The organism is Hymenobacter sp. UYP22 (assembly GCF_040547285.1).
Classification (GTDB): domain Bacteria; phylum Bacteroidota; class Bacteroidia; order Cytophagales; family Hymenobacteraceae; genus Hymenobacter.
In genome coordinates, this window is record NZ_JBEPPK010000001.1 from 19157 (window position 1) to 37084 (window position 17928).

The following is a 17928-nucleotide window of genomic DNA, read 5'->3' on the forward strand; positions in this document are numbered from 1 at the left end:
TTACACCACTGCAACCGGTTCCGCCGAGCCAAACCACTTCAGGGCCAGTCGCTCGTAGGCCCAGGCGCAGAGCCAGGCCAGGCCGGAACCAAGCAGGGCCCCGGCCAGTACATCGGAGGGGAAGTGGGCGGCCAGGTACATGCGGCTGTAGCTCACCAGACAGGCCCACACGAACAGCAGCCACTTGGCCACGCGGTAGCGGCGGGGCAGCACCAGGGCCACGAATACGGCCAGGGCAAAGGCGTTGGCCGCGTGCGAGGAAATGAACCCGAACTGACCCCCGCAGCCGTTTACCAAGTTCAGCGTGGCCGAGAGGTCGGGGTCGTGGCAGGGGCGGAGGCGAGCGAAATAGGGCTTGAAGAATCGGCTGGAAATCATGTCGGCCAGGGCCACGCTCAGCCCCAGCAAGGGCAGCAGCAACCGGGCGCGGCGGCCGTAGAGGTAGGCCAGCACCACGAGCAGTACGAAGTAGGCCGGAAACCACACAAACCGCTCGGTAAAGAAAACCATCCACGCATCCAGCTTGGGTGTGCGGTGGGCGTTGGCCGCTACCAGCAGCCACCGGTCAAGGGCTTGCAGTTGCTCTAGCACGTGGCAGTGGATTGGGCACTGAGCCAGTCGACGCCCTTGCGCAGCCACTGCTGGGTGTCGGCTTCCGGGGAGCCAGGCGCGGGCTGCTGGTTATAGTGCCACTGGCACTGGGGCGGCAGGCTCATGAGGATGCTTTCGGTGCGGCCGCCGGTTTCCAGCCCGAAGCGGGTACCCCGGTCAATGGCCAGGTTGAACTCGGCGTAGCGGCCCCGGCGCACCAGCTGCCACTGTTTCTGCTGCGCGGTGTAGAGCAAATCAGCATTCTGGCGCAGCAGGGCAGTGTAGGTGCGGCCGTACACCTCGGCCACGTCGCGCACGAAGGCGAACAGACTTTCGGCGTCGGCCTCCTTGCCCACGATGAGCCGGTCGAAGAAAATGCCGCCGATGCCCCGGGTTTCCTGGCGGTGCGGAATGTAAAAATACTCATCGGCCCACTGCTTGAACCGCTCATAGTACGCCGGGTTGTGGCGCTGGCATACCTCGGCAATCTGCTCGTGGAACCAGCGGGCCTGCTCCACATCCACGTAGATGGGCGTCAAATCCAGGCCCCCGCCAAACCAGGCCTCGCCGTTGCCGGCCTCAAAGTAGCGCACGTTCATGTGGGAAATGGGCACGCGGGGGCTGCGCGGATGCTGCACCACCGACACGCCGGTGGCGAAATAATTAGGGTCGGGCATGAGTAGTACGCGGGCGGCTTGCTCGCTCATCTGGCCTTCCACGCCCGAAAAATTCACCCCGCCTTTCTCAATGATGGTGCCCTCGGTGAGCACCCGGCTGCGGCCGCCGCCCCCGCTGTGGTGCTGCCAGGCATCCTCGCGGAAGCGGCCGGTACCGTCGGTGGTTTCCAGCTGCTGACACAGCCAGTCCTGAAACTGGCGCATCCAGCTCTCCACGGTGTCGCGGAAGCGGGCGTGGGGCGTGGGGACGGGGAAGGGCGAAAGCGCGGGAATCTGCATGCAACGGGGCCGCTGAAGTAGAGGGTAGGAGCCCGGGGAAATCGGACTGATGCGCTTACCGTCGGCGGTGAAAAGTGGGGCGGTGATACAAACCGCAAAGGTAGCTAATTCCGGCCGCGGCACCGCGTGGCTATTCTCCGCGCACCCGTGGTAAAGTAAAATGCCGCGCCGTACGTCTGCCCGTGTGATGGCGCTGCTGCCCGGTCCGGCGGGCGCAGCCCGTCGGGCCGGTTGCCGTCAACTGACGTTGTGGCGTCGTCGTCCGGATGTCAGCTTACTTCAACCGGCCCGACGGGCTGCGCCCGCCGGACCGGTACCCGGCTCGCCAAACTACTATATATGCTCCACGTCTTCGGGAAAAATCCCGCCATTGAATCACAGCGCCGCTTTGCCGGCCTCACCAACTACCAGAACGGCCGTTTCCAGAACCTGGGCGGGGTGAAGTTCAGCGTCGGTGAAGCGCCCATGGGCAAAATGTTACTGGATTTTCTGCGCAAGCCCCGCACTGTTACGCCGTCCCGCCCGCTGCCCACCGTGCAAACCGATTTGCGCCACCCGGCCACCGAACTGCCCACCATCATCTGGTTCGGCCACTCATCCTACCTGATTCAGGCCCGGGGGCTCAATATTCTGGTTGACCCCGTGTTCAGCGGAGCCGCTTCGCCGGTGTCGTTTGCGGTAAAATCCTACGCCGGGGCCGATGCCTACACCGTGGCCGATATGCCTCCTATTGATGTACTGGTGCTCACCCACGACCATTACGACCACCTCGATTACGCCACCGTGGCCCCGCTGCGCGGCAAAGTGAAGCACGTGGTTACGCCCCTGGGCGTGAGCGGCCACCTGCGGGCCTGGGGCTACGCGCCGGAGCAGCTCACGGAGCTGAACTGGCACGAAACCACCGAGCCGGTGCCGGGCGTGCAGCTCACAGCCACGCCTGCCCAGCACATGTCGGGCCGGAGCCTGAAACCGCAGTGTACCCTGTGGGCTTCCTACGTGCTGCAACTGAATGAGTACCGGCTGTTTCTGGGCGGCGACAGTGGTTACGGGCCGCACTTCCGGGCCATCGGGGAGCAATACGGCCCTTTCGATGTGGCCCTGCTCGAAAATGGGCAGTACAACCCGAGCTGGCACGCCATCCACTGCCTGCCCGAGGAAACTGCCCAGGCCGCTCAGGACCTCGGGGCCCGGCTGCTGCTGCCGGTACACTGGGCCAAGTTCACGCTGGCCTACCACCCCTGGAATGAGCCGATTCAGTTGGTGCTTAAAGCTTCTGATGCCATCGGCCTGCCCGTTACGGTACCGCGCATCGGTGAATCCTACACGCTGGGAACCCCGCCAAAGCGGGACGCGTGGTGGGCATTTGACTGAAACAAGCACGTCATGCTTCGCTCTGCTCTGCATGACGTCGTATTGATTGTGGTAGCCTTCTGAACAGCCTTACACTGTCATTCCGAACGAAGTGAGGAATCTGGGTTAACCTATTGCTGGCTGATCCAGATTCCTCGCTTTGTTCGGAATGACAGTTGTTGCTTTCTAGCAAAGAGTATCCTACAACTCCTTACGCAAGACCAGTAGCACCAGCGGCTCCGTTTGGCGCGGGATGCCGAAGCGGGTATCAGTAGGAAAGTCCACAGTGCCGCCGGTAGGCCGGAAGCCCAGCCGCTCATACCAGGCCAGCAGCTCATAGCGCACCGAAATAACGGTAATCCGAATAGCCGTGCAACCCAGCGTCCGGGCGTAGGCCTCGGCGGCCGTTACGAGCTGGCGGCCCAGGCCCTGCGCTTGCAGAGTGGGCTCTACGGACAGCATACCCAGGTACAAATCGGGCCCTTGCTGCTGCAGAAATACGCTGCCCACCAGCTCCTGCACGGCTGTGCGGGCCAGTAAAAACCTAGCACCGGGGCTGTGCAGTTGCTCCCGCAAGTCAGCCTGATCGGTGCGCTGGCCGGCCAGCAGGTGCGATTCGGTGGTCCAGCCCTGCTCGGCGGCCTCGCCCCGGTAGGCCCGGTTCACGAGGTGGTTGAGGGCGGCAATATCAGCGTCGGTGGCGGGGGAGAAGGTGAGGTTGGCGAGCATGGGGCAAAGCTACGCAACACGGGTGGTCGGAAAAGCAGAGTGCGCGCCTGAACTACCCGCCTCCGTAGCCGGTTTCCCCTCATCATTGCCTTTGCGTACCTTCGCCCCGCACTCACCACCCACCCATGACTGCTGAAACTGCCGCTGCTTTCGAAACTGACGCCCCCAACACTCGCCCCGATGCGGCCACCCTGCGCCGGGCCTACCTGCTGATGCGCACGGCCGATGAAATGGCCCGCCTCTACGAAGAAAACAAGGCCGTAACGGCCCGCTACGTGCACGCCACCGCCCGGGGCCACGAGGCTATTCAGCTGGCCGCCGCCTGCTTTCTGGGCCCCCAGGACTACGCCGCGCCCTACTACCGCGACGATGCTATGCTGCTGGGAATGGGTCTGCAACCCTACGAGTTGATGCTGCAGCTCATGGCTAAGCGCGACGACCCATTTTCGGGCGGCCGCACGTACTACAGCCACCCTTCCCTGCGCCGGGCCGGCTACCCCACCATTCCGCACCAAAGCTCCGCCACCGGTATGCAGGCCATTCCGGCCACTGGCGTAGCGCACGGCCTTAAATACCTCGAAAGCCAGGGCATAGGTCCGCTCATGGCTGACCCCCGCGACCAGTGCGAGTCCGGTACGCCATTGCCCGGTCTCTATGAGCTGCTGCCTGCCAAAGCCCAAGATACCGCCCCACTTGTGGTCTGCTCCATCGGTGATGGGGCTATGACAGAGGGCGAAGTGGCCGAGGCCCTGCAAATGGCCGTGCTGCACCAATTGCCCATTATCTATCTGGTGCAGGATAACGACTGGGGCATTTCGGCCACCAGCCGGGAGATGCGCGCCATGGATGCTTACGAGTTTGCCGCCGGCTTCAAAGGCCTGCACCGTTTGCAGTTTGATGGGGCCGATTTTCTGGCCAGCTACGCCGGTATGCAGCAGGCGGCCGAGTACGTGCGCCAGCGGCGCGGACCGGTGCTGGTGCACGCCAAATGCCCCTTGCTGGGTCACCACACCAGCGGGGTGCGCCGGGAGTGGTACCGCGGCGACAACCTGGCCCAGCACACCACCCTCGACCCGCTCCCGCGCTTTCATCAGCAGCTGCTGGAGCTGGGCTTCGCCGAAGATGAACTCCAGCAACTGGCCGCCCAGGCCCGCACCACGGTGCAGCAGGACTACGAGCGCGCCCTGGCGGCCCCCAACCCCGACCCGGCTACCTTCCAGGACCATGAGTTTGCCCCAGCGGCCGTGACCGAGGAAGTCGGGGAGCGAAGCCCCGCTGGTGCCGACAAGGCTCTGATGGTGGATGCTGCCCTGCACGCCGTGGATGACATTTTGCGGGAGTTTCCCGAAGCCCTGTTCTATGGGCAGGACGTGGGCGGAGAGCTGGGGGGCGTGTTCCGCGAGGCGGCGCTGCTGGCCAAGAAATACGGTGACGCCCGGGTGTTCAACACGCCCATTCAGGAGGCCTACATTGTGGGCAGCACCGCCGGCATGAGTGCCGTGGGGGCCAAAGCTATTGTGGAAATCCAGTTTGCCGACTACATCTGGCCCGGCCTCAACCAGCTGGTGGAAGAGCTCAGCAAGTCCTGCTACCTCTCCAACGGCCAGTTTCCGGTGCAAAGCCTGATTCGGGTGCCGGTGGGCGCGTACGGCGGGGGCGGACCCTACCACTCAGGTTCCGTAGAAAGCACGTTGCTGACTATTCGGGGCATCAAGGTGGTATACCCCAGCAACGCCGCCGATATGAAAGGGCTGCTCCGGGCCGCCTTCCTCGACCCCAACCCGGTAGTGCTACTGGAGCATAAGGGATTGTACTGGAGCAAGGTAGCCGGCACCGAAGACGCTAAAACGGTAGAACCCGCCGCCGGCTACGTGCTGCCCCTGGGCAAAGCCGCCGTGGCCCAGCCGGCCGATGCCACCAAGCTGCGCAACGGCGAAACCTGCGTGGTGATTACCTACGGCATGGGCGTGCACTGGGCCAAAACCGCCAGCCGCCAGTTGCCCGGGCAAGTGGAAATCCTGGACTTGCGCACCCTCAACCCCCTTGATTGGGAGGCCGTGCAGGCCGCTGTACGCCGCCACGGCAAGGCCCTGGTGCTCACCGAGGAGCCGCTTATGAATTCCTTCGCCGAAAGCCTGGCCGGCCGCATTCAGCGCCACTGCTTCCAGCAGCTCGATGCGCCGATATTTACGCTGGGGGCCGCCAACCTGCCCGCCATTGCCCTCAACGTGGAGCTGGAAAAGCAGATGCTGCCCAACCCCGACAAGGTGCTGGCGGCCCTGCAGGAACTGCTGGGATATTAGGTAGTGAAGTTGTGAAAGGTGAAGTTGTGAAAACCAGTTTCGCCCGGAAAACGCAAAACGCCCTGGCAACTCTGCCGGGGCGTTTTCTTTCTACTCCAGGTTGCTACAATTTCACCTTTCACAACTTCACCACTTGCCTAGAAGGGGTAGCCGATGCCCAGGTTAAAGGCTGACTGGTCTTCGCGGAGGCTAAACTTGCGGATAACCCAGTTGCTGCCAATGGCGGAAGGATCGTACACTTTAGTAGCCACGTCGAGGCGCAGAATCAGGAAGTCGAAATCAAACCGGAACCCGATGCCGGAGCCCACCGCAAACTGCCGGTAAAACTGGTTTAGCTTAAACTCAGCCCCCGGGCGTGGGTCGTTGCGGAGCGTCCAGAGGTTGCCAAAGTCGGTAAAGAGGGCCCCTTTGATGAAACTATAAATCGGAAAGCGGTATTCTACGTTCCCTTCCAGCAGTACCTCGCCTGGCTGCTCGGTGTTGTAGTCGCGCACGGGGGTAGTGGAGTTTCTGGGAATGCGGGTAGTTGCGTACGAGCCGGGACCCAGGCGCCGCGGCTTCCAGGCCCGCACACTGGTGCTGCCACCAGCAAATAAGGATTTATCGTACGGAATCAGGTACAGCGTTTCCGTCACCGCCTCCGACCCATCCTTGTTTACGGTAGTGAGCTTGGTGCTGGACAAGGCCGTGGCCACCCCACCCGACAGCCGGTACACGAAATACGTGCTGGGCGTAAGCTTGTAATAGCGCCGGTAATCCACGGTTATCTTCCCGAAGTCATATACTTTCAGCCGGTTGCTGCGCAAATCGTCGCGGTAGCTGGTGAGGGGCTCTTTCTGGTACAGCCCGCGGGTAAGGCCCCCAAATTCTACAAACAGCCGCAGGTACTGCGCATTGAGCGTTTGGGTGAAGTTGTTGGAGTTGTATAAATACGTGGCGTTGAAGCTGGGTATGAACAGGTTATCAAAGCTGCGGTACAGCGGAGAGCCTTGGTTAATGCGTAGCTGCTCCAGGGTGTCCCGGAAAGCCGGGTCAATGGAGGCCGTCCGGATAACGCTTACATCCACTGGGGTAAGTACTACCTGGGCGTAGGTAGAGGGCTGCCAGAGGTAATCCAGGGTGCCTTCCAGGTTGGTGCGCGTGTATTCGGGCCGCTTCACGTAGGTGTAGGCGGTGTTGAAGCGCGTACGCGGATTATACCGGGCAAAATAGCGGCCACCTTGCCAGGGCACCAGGAACCGGGGCAGCACCAGGTTTACATTCGCTCCGAGCTGGGTGGTCAACTGGCTGCGTAGATTTTTGGACTCCACGCCGCCTTGGGTAAGCCCAGTAAGGTTGTACTGCCCTTCAAAACCGGCCCGTACCCCAAACTCCAGCACCTCCGCCCCCCCAAATACGTTACGAACTTTCAGGCGTACGTTGCCAAACGGGCCTACCTTCTCGGCCACGTAGGTACCCCCAAATTCAGTGGTTTCCTGGAATTTCTTAGCGGGCGAGGCATTCACGGTAGCATCCAGCAGGCCCTTGGCCGAGTCGGCGGGGGCCTCACTGCCCCGCACGCGCCGGTAGGTGAGGGTACTAAACCGGAACATATCCAGGCTGCTCAACTGGCGCTGGGTCTGCTGGGTTTTGGCCAAGCTGTAGGGCTGGCCGGGCCGTACCAGCAGCTTCCGGTCGAGGGCGCGGGTACTAAAGCGGTGCTTGTAGGCCAGGTAGTTCACCGAGTCGCGCACCAGCGTGTCGCGCTGCAGGCCAAACCGGACCAGGCCCGCATCCGTGATAAAGTTTACGCCCCGAATGGTGTAGAGCCGGTGCTGCTCCCCCCGGGCGGGCTTGCTGATGATGGTGCGCAGGCGCACGGAGGTCGGCGCGAAGCTGGTATCGGCCTCCAGGGTAATGTACTGCTCCCGGAAATCAAAGTACCCCTGGTTCTTCAGCAGGGTTTCAATACGGTTGCGCTCCGATCCAATGACTTCTTCATCGTACTGCTGCCCAACCCGCAGCTGGCTCTCGGGCTGGCTGGCCAGCACCCGCCGGGCTATGGCCGTGTCGGCAATGTCGTAATCTAGCTGGGAGTAGTGGAAGGCCGGGCCCTCCTGAATGCGGTACGTCACCGTCACGCGCTGGGAATCGGCGTGGAAGGGAGACTTGAGGGCGAAAATGCGGAAGGGCGCGAACCGCTCCGTGGGCACCGTATCGGTAACGGCAACGGCGCTGCGGAAAAAGCCCTTGGACTTCAGAAATATGCCCAGCTGCTTTACCGAAGTGGCCGTCAGCGAGGAGTCGTAAATCACCGGCGCCTCGCCCAGGCGCATGATGGCGTTGCCCTTGTCCAGGGCCAGCTGGTGGCGGCGGGTGTGCCGCTCGCGCTTGGTAAGCAGCTTGCCCGCCTCCGCCGAGTCGGTGGCGGCGGCCTTGATGAGCTGGTCGTACTTAGTGCGGTCCTCGTCCAGTTTCTGCTGAATTCGCTCCCGGTTATAAAATGAGCGCCCTAGCTGGTAGATGGCTACCTTTGGCAGGGGAAAGGTGCTGTTGGGCTTCTGCTGCACCAGCGCCTGCAGGCGCTCCGCGTCGGCCTGGTCCGTGCCTTCTATTTTAACCCGGCTGAGCAGGCGCTGCCCGGGCTGCAAAAGCCGCGTGGGCGAGCAGGCACTCAGGCCCCCGGCCAGCAGCACCGCCCCCAGTCCTAGTCGGGACATACATGTATCTGAAAACAGGCCCCGTGGGGGCTCCTCGTTCAATTGCGAATATGGTTTCAAAAGCAGTAGCGAAATACGTGCACGCGCTGCACCTGAAGAAGTACCGAATCCGGCACAATGCCTTTCTGGTGGAAGGGGGCAAAAGCGTCCGGGAGCTGCTAAGTTCCGGGATTCTAACGGAACGCCTTATCCTTACGGCCGAATTCGAGGAGAAAATCCGCGCGGAGCTGCCCGCCGGGGTACCCGTTGACGTGGTTTCGGCCGAGGAGCTGACCCGTTTGGGCACGCTCAGCACCAACAATACTGCCCTGGCTATTGCCCAACTGCCCCCGGAAAAGTCCCTGCCCGTACCCCGACAGGAGTTGCTGCTGGCCCTGGATGAGGTGCGCGACCCGGGCAACGTGGGTACGCTCATTCGCCTGGCCGATTGGTACGGACTGGCCGGGGTGGTGTGCTCCGATACCTGCGCCGACCCCTGGGCCCCCAAAACCGTGGCCGCCACCATGGGCTCGTTTACGCGGGTACCCGTATGGCAGCGCAACCTGCCCGAGTGGCTCGGCAGCCTGCCGCCGGAGTTGCCCGTATACGGCGCCGACCTGCACGGCGACAACGTGCACCGCCTCACGCTACGGCCCAGCGGCGTGCTGATTATGGGCAGTGAAAGCCACGGCCTCACGCCCCCCGTAGAAGCCTGCCTGACTCAGCGCCTGCACATTCCCGGCCGGGGCCAGGCCGAAAGCCTCAACGTGGCCGTGTCCGCCGCCATTCTGCTGGATAACTTCTACCGGAACGAGATAGTGAAATAGTGAGATAGTGAAATGGTGAGTTTGACGTTCTACTTGCGCCATCAGGCCCGGTAGAACGTCAAACTCACCATTTCACTATCTCACTATTTCACCGCTAATTCAGCAGCGAGAAGCCGAAGCTGAAGGTTTGGGCCTGGGGGCCGCGGTTGTTTTTGAACGTGTCGTTGAGGTTGTACTTGGCAAACAGGTTGATGCTGCGGATGCCGATAAGGCCCTGTACACCGTACTGGAAGTCTTCCAGATTATAACTGCCCCGGTCCTTGTCCTTCTTGGTGTTGCCTTCCTGCTCGTATTTCAGCTTGGTGTGGGAGCCCAGACGGTAGCCTACAAACCCGCCGGCCCCCACCCGGAAGGCGTTCTTGCCCTTCTTATCCTGGAAGTTGAGCATGGGCATCAGGGGCAAGTTGATGCTGGTGACGGCCAGCTTGCTTTTCTCTAGGCTGCGGCCGGCTTCAGCCTTGCTGAGCGTGGTGATGCCGTTGGTGTTGGTAAATTGATAGTTGCCATCCAGCATGTAGTTATTAAAAGCCAGCTCGGGGCCGGTGCGCAGGTACAGCACGGAGCCTTTCTGGCCCAGGCGGATATCGTAGTGCCAGTTGAGGCTGAGGTAGCGGGAGGCAACGGGGCGCAGGTCGGGCGTTACGCCGTTGGCATCGGCCCCCTTATCTACCAGCGCGTTCAGGCCCAAGTCGATGTTGAAGTTGCTGTGTACGGCGCGGTTCCGGTACTCTTCCCGCTTGGCTTGGCGCTGGGCATTCCGGATGGAGTCGGAGGCAGGCGTGGCGCCCACCCGCACCGATACCCGGTCAGAGCCGCCGTCGGTGCTTTCATCCACCGTCACCCCAAACACCCGGCCCAAGGTCACGTCTACATGGTCGGCCGATTTAGTTTTGGCGCCGGGGCCCTGGTTGCGCACCGTGATGCGGATCTGCTCAGGCACCTGCTTGCCGGGCTGCTCCTTGGCGGGGTAGAACTCCATGGTCACCTGCTCCGACTTAGAGTTTTTGCCGGCGGCCTCGGCTTGGGTGATGTAGCTATCCAGCAGCACCAGCAAGGAGTCCAGCTTGTACTGGCGCAGCTCCCGCAGCTGGGCTTTGTTTTTCACGAATAGGGTCATGCTGGCCTGGTTGGGCAGCTTCACCACAATGGTGTCGTCGTTGGCCACGCGAGGGGGCGTGAGGCGGGCGAAATCGGAGGCCTGGGCGGCGGAGGCGGCACCCAGCAGGAGGGCGGTGAGGAGAACGGGGAGGCGTTTCATGACAGAAGGCGCTGAAAGCGGGAGAGTTAAAGTTGAATGACTTTGGTGAGCGTGTGGCCCGCCAGGCGGGCCTGCACCGTCACCGTTTCGGGTAAGCCGGCGGCCGTGAGGCTCACCTTTTCACCCTGCACCACATTGCGGGCCTGCCGGAGCAACGACACTAACCGGGGCCGGTGAGCGGGAACAACGGGCGCAGCCGGAGCGGCGGCGGGCCGTACTTCCACCTCAATGGGGCCGGTAAGGGCGACGGTGTGGGTAGGCAGCTCCGAGGGGCGGCTGAGCTCCTGCGGTAATTCCCGCTCAGCAGCGGGCTTCTCAGGAGTGGTTCCTAATGGCCGGTTCGGGGTGGAGGCCGTGGTGGCTACCTGCGCCACGTCTTGGCGCTGGGTCGAAGCACGAGGCCGGCTGGGCCGGCTGGCTGCCAAAACCGGGTCCGGTTGTACACCCACGGACGGGGTTTGGGCGGCGAGTGCCACAGTGGCCACTGCGGCAGTCGGCTGGTTGGCCGGGGCTTCTGAGGGGCTAGATGGAGAAGCCGGGGAGGTAGTTGCCTGGGGCGGTGAAATATTTTCGGGCGTGGCAGCAGCGGCGTGGCGGGGTGTAGTAGCGGCCAGCTCGGGGCGGCCATTCTGCAGGCCTGCGCCGTTTTGCAGCGTCCACCACAGGCCGCCCAGCAAGGTCAGCAGGGCCACCGAGGCAGCGGCCAGCCACATCATCGGCCGCCGTTTGCGGGGCTGAATTTCGGCTTCGATTTCGGCCCAGAGAAAGGCCGGCGGGGTGGGCGCGTGGTCCGCCAGCTTTTCGCGGAACAGCTTGTCAATATCTTCGGGTTGCATGAGGCTTAGTAGGAGTAGAGGGTGGTAGGAGTGGGCCGGGCCTGGGCCCCGGCCACTGCCAGGCGGCGCTGGAGCATGCCCCGGGCCTTGCTGAGCTGCGACTTGCTGGTACCTTCCGATATACCGAGCAGCTCGCCGATTTCGGGGTGGGTGTAGCCTTCCAGCGCGTAGAGGTTGAACACAGTGCGGTAGCCGGCGGGTAAATCTGCCAGCAGGGCTAGCATATCCTGGGCATTAAGCTGGCTTTCGGCCTCGGCGGCGGTGGCGGGCACGTCGTAGGTCAAATCATCGATGGCCATGTGCAGGGGCTCCTTGCGGCGGAGCATGCCCAACGCCTCGTTCACTACAATGCGCCGAATCCAGCCTTCAAAAGAACCCTCGTGGCGGTACTGGTCCAGGGCCCGGAATACTTTGGTGAAGCCCACAATCAAGGCCTCTTCCGCGTCTTCGCGCCGCCGCAGGTAGCGCAGGCACACACCCAGCATCAGGCCCGCAAACCGCTCATACAGCAGTTTCTGGGCTCGGCTGCTGCCTTGTCGGCAGGCGGCTATCAGTTCGACTTCAGTCACGGAAAGGAAGGGTAAAGTGCAGTCAGATGCGGGGCGTTTGGAGGGCTAGATGGGCGGATACTGCGGACGGTTGCCTGAGCCCGTAAAAAAAGTTAGCGGCCGTGGCCACAGCCCAGGCTGTGTGGGCAGTAACGCTTCTGACTACCAAGCGGAACGTCATGCCGAGGATGTGGCGTTATGTAGGCTTGCTTACTGTCCACACAGCCTAGCCCAGCGGTAAAATACCGGCTTTTCTCAACAAACGGGTAAGCTGGCTGTCTGTAGTATGTACCAACATAAATTTCTTGGCTATGAAAACGATGCAAGGAAAAGTAATGGTGATTACCGGCGCAGCCATGGGCCTAGGTCTGGCCGCCGCAAAAGAATTGGCTAGTCGGGGTGCCCACCTGGTGCTCATCGATTACAATGAGCAGAGCCTACAGGAGGCGCAACAGGCCGTCAGTCAGGAATTTGGGGAAGTAGAAATACTGACGGTGGTGGCCGACGTTTCGGATGAAGCGGCCGTGCAGCACTACGTACAGGAAGCCGTGGCCAAGTTTGGCCGCATTGATGGCTTCTACAACAATGCAGGCATCGAAGGGAAGCAGGCCAGCATCACGGAGTACGATGTGGCCGTGTTCAAGAAAGTAATTGACATCAATCTGCTGGGCGTATACTACGGCCTGCGCTACGTGCTGCCCGTGATGCAGCGCCAGGGCAGCGGCCGCATCGTAAATGTGGCTTCCGTAGGCGGCATTCGGGGCGTACTCAACCAGATGCCCTACGTGGCCAGCAAGCACGCCGTATCGGGCATGACCAAGAATGCGGCGTTGGAGTACGGCCGCTACAGCATCACCACCAACGCCATTGCGCCGGGGGCCATTCTTACGCCCATGGTGGCCGAAGCCTTCAAGCAGGTAAACCCCACCGACCCCAAGCAGGCCGAAGCCCAGTACGCCAGCAATAACCCCACGCGCCGCCTGGGCCAGCCCGAGGAGGTAGCCAAGCTGGTGGCGTTTCTGCTGAGCGAAGATGCCTCCTACGTGAGCGGCCAAACCATTGCCATCGACGGCGGCGAATCCAATATGTACGGCAACGCCGAGTAAACCTCATAGTGAGGCTGTCCGGCAACTTTTAATACGTCCTGCAGAGCCGGAGGCGAAGCATCTCGCGTGCTGACGTTGCTATGCTATTCAGACGTCAGCACGCGAGATGCTTCGCCTCCGGCTCTGCAGGACGTTTTGACGATCTTCCTGAACAGCTTTAATGAAAAAAGCCGCCGTACCTCAAGGCACGGCGGCTTTTTCGTGTGTACAGTAAACCGATTAGTATTGGCCCACGCTCAGCATAACCAGTGTGCAGGCTTCTTCGGTTTTGATGCCGCGCTGGTGAGCCAGTTCCTCTAGCTCCGGGTTTTCGGTGCCGGGGTTGAAGATGATGCGCCTAGGGTTCAGGTCCAGAATGTAATCATACCAACCCGGCTGATTCTGGGGGCCTACGTACAGCGTCACGGTGTCCACATCCTGGGCGGTAGGCCGGTCGTTGCGGATTTCCAGGCCAGCCACTGAGCCTTTGCGGATGCCCACGGGCACCACCTCGTGGCCGTGGTTTTTGAGTTGGTGCACGGCGCGGTAGGCGTAGCGGGCGGGGTTATCGGTAGCGCCCAATACAAGGGTCTTTTTCATATCAGAAGGGGGAGCTGATAACCGGGGTAATCAGCTACAAAAAGGTGGGAGTCGAATGGTGTACGCCTGTTGTATACGGTGAAACCTCCCAACGGATAACTACAAACCTGCGGCCACTTGCGCCAGCACGGCCTCGGCGCACCGCTCCCCATCCATAGCCGCCGACACAATGCCGCCGGCGTAGCCCGCGCCTTCGCCGCAGGGGAAAAGGCCGCGCACCTCGGGGTGCTGCAGCGTGTCCCGGTCGCGGGGGATGCGCACGGGCGAGGAGGTGCGGCTTTCCACGCCCACAATCTGGGCCATGTTGGTGGCGTAGCCGGGTATTTTGCGGCCGAAGTTCTGGAAGCCCTGGCGCAGCCGCTCGGCCAGGCCTGTTCCTAATACTTTGTCCATTGGCACCGATACAAGACCCGGCTGATAACTGGTTTCCAGCAGCTCAGCCGATACTTTTTTCTTGAGGAAGTCGCCCAATAGCTGAGCCGGGGCCAGTTGGGTACCGCCGGCCAGCTGGCAGGCGCGCTGCTCAATTTCCTGCTGAAACCGCAGGCCCGCCAGCGCGCCGTACTGGCGCACGTCCATGTCCTCCAGCTCCACGGCCGCCACAATGCCCGAGTTGGCAAAACGGGAGTCGCGGCGGGAGGGGCTCATGCCATTTACCACCACCTCGCCGGGAGCCGTGGCGGCCGGCACAATAAAACCGCCGGGGCACATGCAGAACGAAAACACGCCCCGCTGCCGCTGCTGCCACTGCGTCTGGTGCACCAAAGAATACGAAGCCGCTGGCAACTCGCCCCGGTCCTGGCGGCGGTACTGGGCCTGGTCGATGAGTTGCTGGGGGTGCTCCACGCGCACGCCCAGGGCAAAGGGCTTGGCCTCGATGAGCACGCCACGCCGGTGTAGCAGCTCGTAAATATCCCGGGCCGAGTGGCCGGTGGCCAGAATGACGGCGTCGGCGGTTAGCTCCTCACCGGTGCTGGTAATCACCCCGCGCAGATGCTGGCCCGTTAGCAGCAGGTCATCCACGCGGGTTTCAAACCGTACTTCCCCGCCCGCGGCCAGCACACTGTCGCGGAGGGCGGCCACCACGTAGGGCAGCTTATTGGTACCGATGTGGGGGTGGGCATCTACCAGAATATCCGGGGTGGCGCCGTGCTGCACCAGAATCCGCAGGATGCGCTGGATGTCGCCGCGCTTGGTGGAGCGGGTGTAGAGCTTGCCGTCGGAATAGGTGCCGGCCCCGCCTTCCCCAAAGCAGTAGTTGCTGTCGGGGTTCACCAGGTGTTCCTTGTTGAGGGCGGCCAAATCACGGCGGCGGGTGCGCACATCTTTGCCCCGCTCCAGCACAATAGGTTTGATACCCAGCTCAATGGCCCGCAAAGCCGCAAACAAACCAGCCGGGCCCGCCCCCACAATCAGGACCGAGCGGGTGGCCTGCTGCACGTTGGGGTAGCTAAACCAGGGGCCGAATAAGTCGGCGGGCGGGGCGGAGCGATAAATATCGGCGCGCAGGCGCACCAGGGGCTGCCGGCCGCGGGCATCCACGGAGCGTTTTCGCAGGTGCACAAAATCGGCCTGGCCGGGCAAAAGGCCGGCGGCCGCAAGCAGGGCCCGGTAGCGGGCCAGTTCATCGTAGGCTACTTCCGGGGCCAGAAGCAGCTCAATTTCCTGGAAGGGAGCCATACACAACAGGTGAAAGGGAGTTAGCCTTTGAACCGAAACGGGTACTCAAGGGGCCGCAAAGATACGCAACAAGCCTCCCGCTGCCGCCTAACTCAGGCAAGAAACCTGACAGGAGCAAGGGAGGCTTGCAAACAAGAGCCGAGCTACCTAGTGGTCGTCGTCGGCGGTGAAGAAGCCCTTGCCGCTTTTGGCCCGGGGCCAGAACTTCTCGATGGACTCGTTGAACTGAGCCAGCGTCTGGTTGCGTACTTCGCCGGAGGAGTGGCGCAACAGCCGGCCCAGCAAGTGCCGGTACATTTCGGTGGTTACTTCCAGGCCTTTGGCGCCAACCAAGCCGTGGTGCAGCAGGTCGCAGTTGGCAGCTACGGAATTGGCCAGAGACTCAGTGAGTTCTTCCCGGGCCTGGTCAGCATCCCGGAATGACTGTTCCAGGCGTTCGTTTATGGGGTGAGTGGAGGGCTGCTCGTTGGGCATACAGAGTAGAAGAAACGGGGGAGTGGCAAGCAAACCGCGCAGCTTACCGGAATAGTTCGGGATAACTCGAAAAAATATTGGTTATGTCCCATTTGTTTCTTCTTCCTACGCTCCCGCTAGCTTTCGGGTTCAGGAGTTGCCGCCTGCCGCCCTAGGCTGAAACCACCTCGGCGGGCAGAATACGGATGGGTTTTTTCTGGTCGTTGACGGCTACGAAGGTGAACAGTCCGGACACGGCGCGGTGGCGGTCTTCGGAGTACATCTGTTCCACAAACAGCTCCACGCGCACTTTCAGGCTGGTAGTGCCCACATGCTCCACGCGGCCAATCAGCTCCACCAGCGTGCCCCCCGGAATGGGGTGGGTAAAGTCTACTTTGTCGGAGGAAACGGTAACCATTTTCAGGCGGCTGAAGCGGGTGGCCGTAATGAAAGCTACCTCATCCATCATGTGCAGCGTGGTGCCCCCAAACAGGGTGTCGTAGTGGTTGGTGGTATTGGGAAAAACGGCCTTGAAAATGCGGGTTTCGGCCTGGCTGATTTTTTCGTCGAGGGTAAGCATACTGCTAGGGAAAAGGATGAAGGAAATACCTTCCCGGCCCGCATTTTCGGAGTGCCTTTTCCCGCTGGTATGGCTGCTTGCTCTGCTGATTCGTCTGCCCACGGCTCGGCCGCACCCGGCCTGCACGGCGGGACCGGCCAGCGCACGGCTGGCCCAGTGTGGCAGCACCCAACAAGGCTCTCAGGTCGCGAAGAGGCCTCATCATGGAAAGCGGTGGGCAGGTATCCTGACTTATGCCCGGCCTCCCGCCCTTCTCACCCGCCTAAGCGGGCAATGGGCTGCGTGGGGCTGCCGCCGTGGCCCGGTAACGGGGCCGCTGGCACTTACAGTAGCGCGTCTGTCCGGGAGTTGCACCCGGTTCCCTGGGTCGGCTTCTCCGTCGAGAGGAAAAAGCCACCTCACCGCTCGTCTGACTGAAATACACAGGCAAAGAACGTGGCCGCAAAGTACGCACAGATTGCCTGATTCAGCCAAGGAGGGGTAAGGAAGCTCCATGCAAGTATCCGGGCAATGCTTCTACATTTGTGCCCTCCTAGGGCTTATTCTCTCACGTATAGTTTCCACATGATTCGTATCGCGCGGCCGTTTTTTACAGGTAGTAAGGATATCAAACACTTAGTAACCGGCCTGTTGCGGCGGCGGCAGGCCAGCCTGGCGGGCAAGCGGGTGCTGGATGTACCGGCCGGCAACGGCGACACGGCCCAGCTGCTGCTGGAGCTGGGGGCCCACGTGACGGCCTCCGATTTGTACCCGGAGTTTTTTCGGTATCCGGCCATTGAGTGCGTGAAGGCCAACCTGAACGGGGCGCTGCCCTTCGCCGATGCCAGCTTTGACGTGGTAATCTGCCAGGAGGGTATTGAGCACATGCCCAACCAACTGCACCTGTTTCAGGAGCTGAACCGAGTGCTGCGGCCGGGGGGGCGGGCCATCATCACCACGCCCAACTACTCCAACCTGCGCACCCGCCTGAGCTACCTGCTGCTGGAAAGTGAGGGCTACAAGCTCATGCCTCCCAACGAAGTGGATTCCGTCTGGGCCTCGGATAATGCCCGCACCATCCACGACGTGTACCTGGGGCACATCTTCTTCGCCAACCTCACCAAGCAGCGGGCATTGGCGGCGCTGTCGGGGCTGCGGATTGCGGAGGTACACCCCTCTAAGGTCAACTACACATCGTTGCTGCTGCTGCCTTTCTACTACCCCTGGATGCTGCTGGCGGGCTGGCGGGCCCGGCAGCGGGGCCTGCGGAAAGGAACCTCCTCGACCCGCCGCCCCGAAGCCTACGCCGAACTGGCCCAGCTTAACCAGAGCCTAACTGTGCTGACCGGCGGCCACCTGATTATAGAGTACGAAAAGCGGATGGAAACCACGGAAGCGGTACTGGAGCTGACGGGCAAGCTCGCGCTGGAAACGGCCCGCACCTAACCAACCTTCCAAGCAGGTTTAGCAGATAT

At 61.9% G+C, this 17928-nt stretch carries 16 protein-coding genes and 1 riboswitch; of the genes, 5 read left to right on the forward strand and 11 right to left on the reverse strand.

Going from position 1 to position 17928, the window contains the following annotated elements; genetic code table 11:
• Together ABIB60_RS00090 and hemF are read right to left on the reverse strand one after the other, a co-directional pair.
• A complete protein-coding gene (locus ABIB60_RS00090) occupies positions 1-591 on the reverse strand; it encodes a phosphatase PAP2 family protein (protein WP_354576898.1) in 591 nt (196 codons plus the stop codon).
• The gene (hemF, locus tag ABIB60_RS00095) at positions 585-1547 is read right to left on the reverse strand and encodes an oxygen-dependent coproporphyrinogen oxidase (protein ID WP_354576899.1); all 963 of its coding nucleotides are present in this window, start codon (positions 1545-1547) and stop codon (positions 585-587) included. Before hemF ends, ABIB60_RS00090 begins: the two co-directional genes overlap by 7 nt.
• Before the next feature lie 339 nt (positions 1548-1886).
• On the opposite strand from hemF, the gene ABIB60_RS00100 reads away from it, so the two are divergent.
• Positions 1887-2918 (forward strand): MBL fold metallo-hydrolase, encoded by a 1032-nt coding sequence (locus ABIB60_RS00100; protein ID WP_354576900.1) that lies wholly within the window; start codon positions 1887-1889, stop codon positions 2916-2918.
• 180 nt (positions 2919-3098) lie between these two features.
• Here ABIB60_RS00100 and ABIB60_RS00105 read toward each other — a convergent pair whose 3' ends face one another.
• Positions 3099-3626: a GNAT family N-acetyltransferase gene (locus ABIB60_RS00105; RefSeq protein ID WP_354576901.1), complete on the reverse strand. Its 528-nt coding sequence runs from the start codon at positions 3624-3626 to the stop codon at positions 3099-3101.
• A 125-nt stretch (positions 3627-3751) separates the two neighbouring features.
• Here ABIB60_RS00105 and ABIB60_RS00110 point away from each other — a divergent pair, with 125 nt between their 5' ends.
• Entirely contained in the window at positions 3752-5929 is a 2178-nt protein-coding gene (locus tag ABIB60_RS00110; RefSeq protein WP_354576902.1) for an alpha-ketoacid dehydrogenase subunit alpha/beta, read from the forward strand.
• A 137-nt stretch (positions 5930-6066) separates the two neighbouring features.
• On the opposite strand, the gene tamL is transcribed toward ABIB60_RS00110, so the two are convergent.
• Positions 6067-8628, reverse strand: coding sequence for a translocation and assembly module lipoprotein TamL (tamL, locus tag ABIB60_RS00115; protein ID WP_354576903.1), 2562 nt, complete (start codon positions 8626-8628; stop codon positions 6067-6069).
• A 50-nt stretch (positions 8629-8678) separates the two neighbouring features.
• On the opposite strand from tamL, the gene ABIB60_RS00120 reads away from it, so the two are divergent.
• Positions 8679-9434: a TrmH family RNA methyltransferase gene (locus ABIB60_RS00120; RefSeq protein ID WP_354576904.1), complete on the forward strand. Its 756-nt coding sequence runs from the start codon at positions 8679-8681 to the stop codon at positions 9432-9434.
• Positions 9435-9528: 94 nt separating this feature from the next.
• On the opposite strand, the gene ABIB60_RS00125 is transcribed toward ABIB60_RS00120, so the two are convergent.
• From ABIB60_RS00125 to ABIB60_RS00135, 3 genes are read right to left on the reverse strand one after another with little or no spacing between them, the layout of a single operon-like run.
• Complete coding sequence (locus ABIB60_RS00125; protein ID WP_354576905.1) at positions 9529-10692, reverse strand: outer membrane beta-barrel protein; 1164 nt, start codon at positions 10690-10692, stop codon at positions 9529-9531.
• Positions 10693-10718: 26 nt separating this feature from the next.
• Entirely contained in the window at positions 10719-11528 is an 810-nt protein-coding gene (locus ABIB60_RS00130; RefSeq protein ID WP_354576906.1) for a hypothetical protein, read from the reverse strand.
• Positions 11529-11533: 5 nt separating this feature from the next.
• On the reverse strand, positions 11534-12097 hold the full coding sequence (locus ABIB60_RS00135) for an RNA polymerase sigma factor (protein ID WP_354576907.1): 564 nt from the start codon (positions 12095-12097) through the stop codon (positions 11534-11536).
• A gap of 290 nt (positions 12098-12387) precedes the next feature.
• Here ABIB60_RS00135 and ABIB60_RS00140 point away from each other — a divergent pair, with 290 nt between their 5' ends.
• Positions 12388-13182, forward strand: coding sequence for a glucose 1-dehydrogenase (locus ABIB60_RS00140; protein ID WP_354576908.1), 795 nt, complete (start codon positions 12388-12390; stop codon positions 13180-13182).
• A gap of 219 nt (positions 13183-13401) precedes the next feature.
• Here ABIB60_RS00140 and ABIB60_RS00145 read toward each other — a convergent pair whose 3' ends face one another.
• The 4 genes from ABIB60_RS00145 to ABIB60_RS00160 form a co-directional block, all read right to left on the reverse strand.
• Positions 13402-13761, reverse strand: a complete 360-nt coding sequence (locus tag ABIB60_RS00145) for a CoA-binding protein (protein ID WP_354576909.1) — start codon at positions 13759-13761, stop codon at positions 13402-13404.
• 99 nt (positions 13762-13860) lie between these two features.
• Positions 13861-15441 (reverse strand): NAD(P)/FAD-dependent oxidoreductase, encoded by a 1581-nt coding sequence (locus tag ABIB60_RS00150; protein ID WP_354576910.1) that lies wholly within the window; start codon positions 15439-15441, stop codon positions 13861-13863.
• A 147-nt stretch (positions 15442-15588) separates the two neighbouring features.
• A complete protein-coding gene (locus tag ABIB60_RS00155; protein ID WP_354576911.1) occupies positions 15589-15915 on the reverse strand; it encodes a hypothetical protein in 327 nt (108 codons plus the stop codon).
• A 151-nt stretch (positions 15916-16066) separates the two neighbouring features.
• The gene (locus ABIB60_RS00160; protein ID WP_354576912.1) at positions 16067-16474 is read right to left on the reverse strand and encodes an acyl-CoA thioesterase; all 408 of its coding nucleotides are present in this window, start codon (positions 16472-16474) and stop codon (positions 16067-16069) included.
• A gap of 199 nt (positions 16475-16673) precedes the next feature.
• A riboswitch (cobalamin riboswitch) is annotated at positions 16674-16891 on the reverse strand.
• Between the two features lie 147 nt (positions 16892-17038).
• Between ABIB60_RS00160 and ABIB60_RS00165 the strand changes: the two genes are divergently transcribed.
• On the forward strand, positions 17039-17899 hold the full coding sequence (locus ABIB60_RS00165) for a class I SAM-dependent methyltransferase (RefSeq protein ID WP_354576913.1): 861 nt from the start codon (positions 17039-17041) through the stop codon (positions 17897-17899).
• The last annotated feature ends 29 nt before the right edge of the window (positions 17900-17928 follow it).

What these genes read in the sequence shown, in the direction of transcription:
- hemF (WP_354576899.1), bottom strand. Translation starts at nt 1,547, where the DNA reads ATGCAGATTCCCGCGCTTTCGCCCTTCCCCGTCCCCACGCCCCACGCC.
- ABIB60_RS00100 (WP_354576900.1), top strand. Translation starts at nt 1,887, where the DNA reads ATGCTCCACGTCTTCGGGAAAAATCCCGCCATTGAATCACAGCGCCGC.
- ABIB60_RS00105 (WP_354576901.1), bottom strand. Translation starts at nt 3,626, where the DNA reads ATGCTCGCCAACCTCACCTTCTCCCCCGCCACCGACGCTGATATTGCC.
- ABIB60_RS00110 (WP_354576902.1), top strand. Translation starts at nt 3,752, where the DNA reads ATGACTGCTGAAACTGCCGCTGCTTTCGAAACTGACGCCCCCAACACT.
- tamL (WP_354576903.1), bottom strand. Translation starts at nt 8,628, where the DNA reads ATGTCCCGACTAGGACTGGGGGCGGTGCTGCTGGCCGGGGGCCTGAGT.
- ABIB60_RS00120 (WP_354576904.1), top strand. Translation starts at nt 8,679, where the DNA reads ATGGTTTCAAAAGCAGTAGCGAAATACGTGCACGCGCTGCACCTGAAG.
- ABIB60_RS00125 (WP_354576905.1), bottom strand. Translation starts at nt 10,692, where the DNA reads ATGAAACGCCTCCCCGTTCTCCTCACCGCCCTCCTGCTGGGTGCCGCC.
- ABIB60_RS00130 (WP_354576906.1), bottom strand. Translation starts at nt 11,528, where the DNA reads ATGCAACCCGAAGATATTGACAAGCTGTTCCGCGAAAAGCTGGCGGAC.
- ABIB60_RS00140 (WP_354576908.1), top strand. Translation starts at nt 12,388, where the DNA reads ATGAAAACGATGCAAGGAAAAGTAATGGTGATTACCGGCGCAGCCATG.
- ABIB60_RS00145 (WP_354576909.1), bottom strand. Translation starts at nt 13,761, where the DNA reads ATGAAAAAGACCCTTGTATTGGGCGCTACCGATAACCCCGCCCGCTAC.
- ABIB60_RS00150 (WP_354576910.1), bottom strand. Translation starts at nt 15,441, where the DNA reads ATGGCTCCCTTCCAGGAAATTGAGCTGCTTCTGGCCCCGGAAGTAGCC.
- ABIB60_RS00155 (WP_354576911.1), bottom strand. Translation starts at nt 15,915, where the DNA reads ATGCCCAACGAGCAGCCCTCCACTCACCCCATAAACGAACGCCTGGAA.
- ABIB60_RS00160 (WP_354576912.1), bottom strand. Translation starts at nt 16,474, where the DNA reads ATGCTTACCCTCGACGAAAAAATCAGCCAGGCCGAAACCCGCATTTTC.
- ABIB60_RS00165 (WP_354576913.1), top strand. Translation starts at nt 17,039, where the DNA reads ATGATTCGTATCGCGCGGCCGTTTTTTACAGGTAGTAAGGATATCAAA.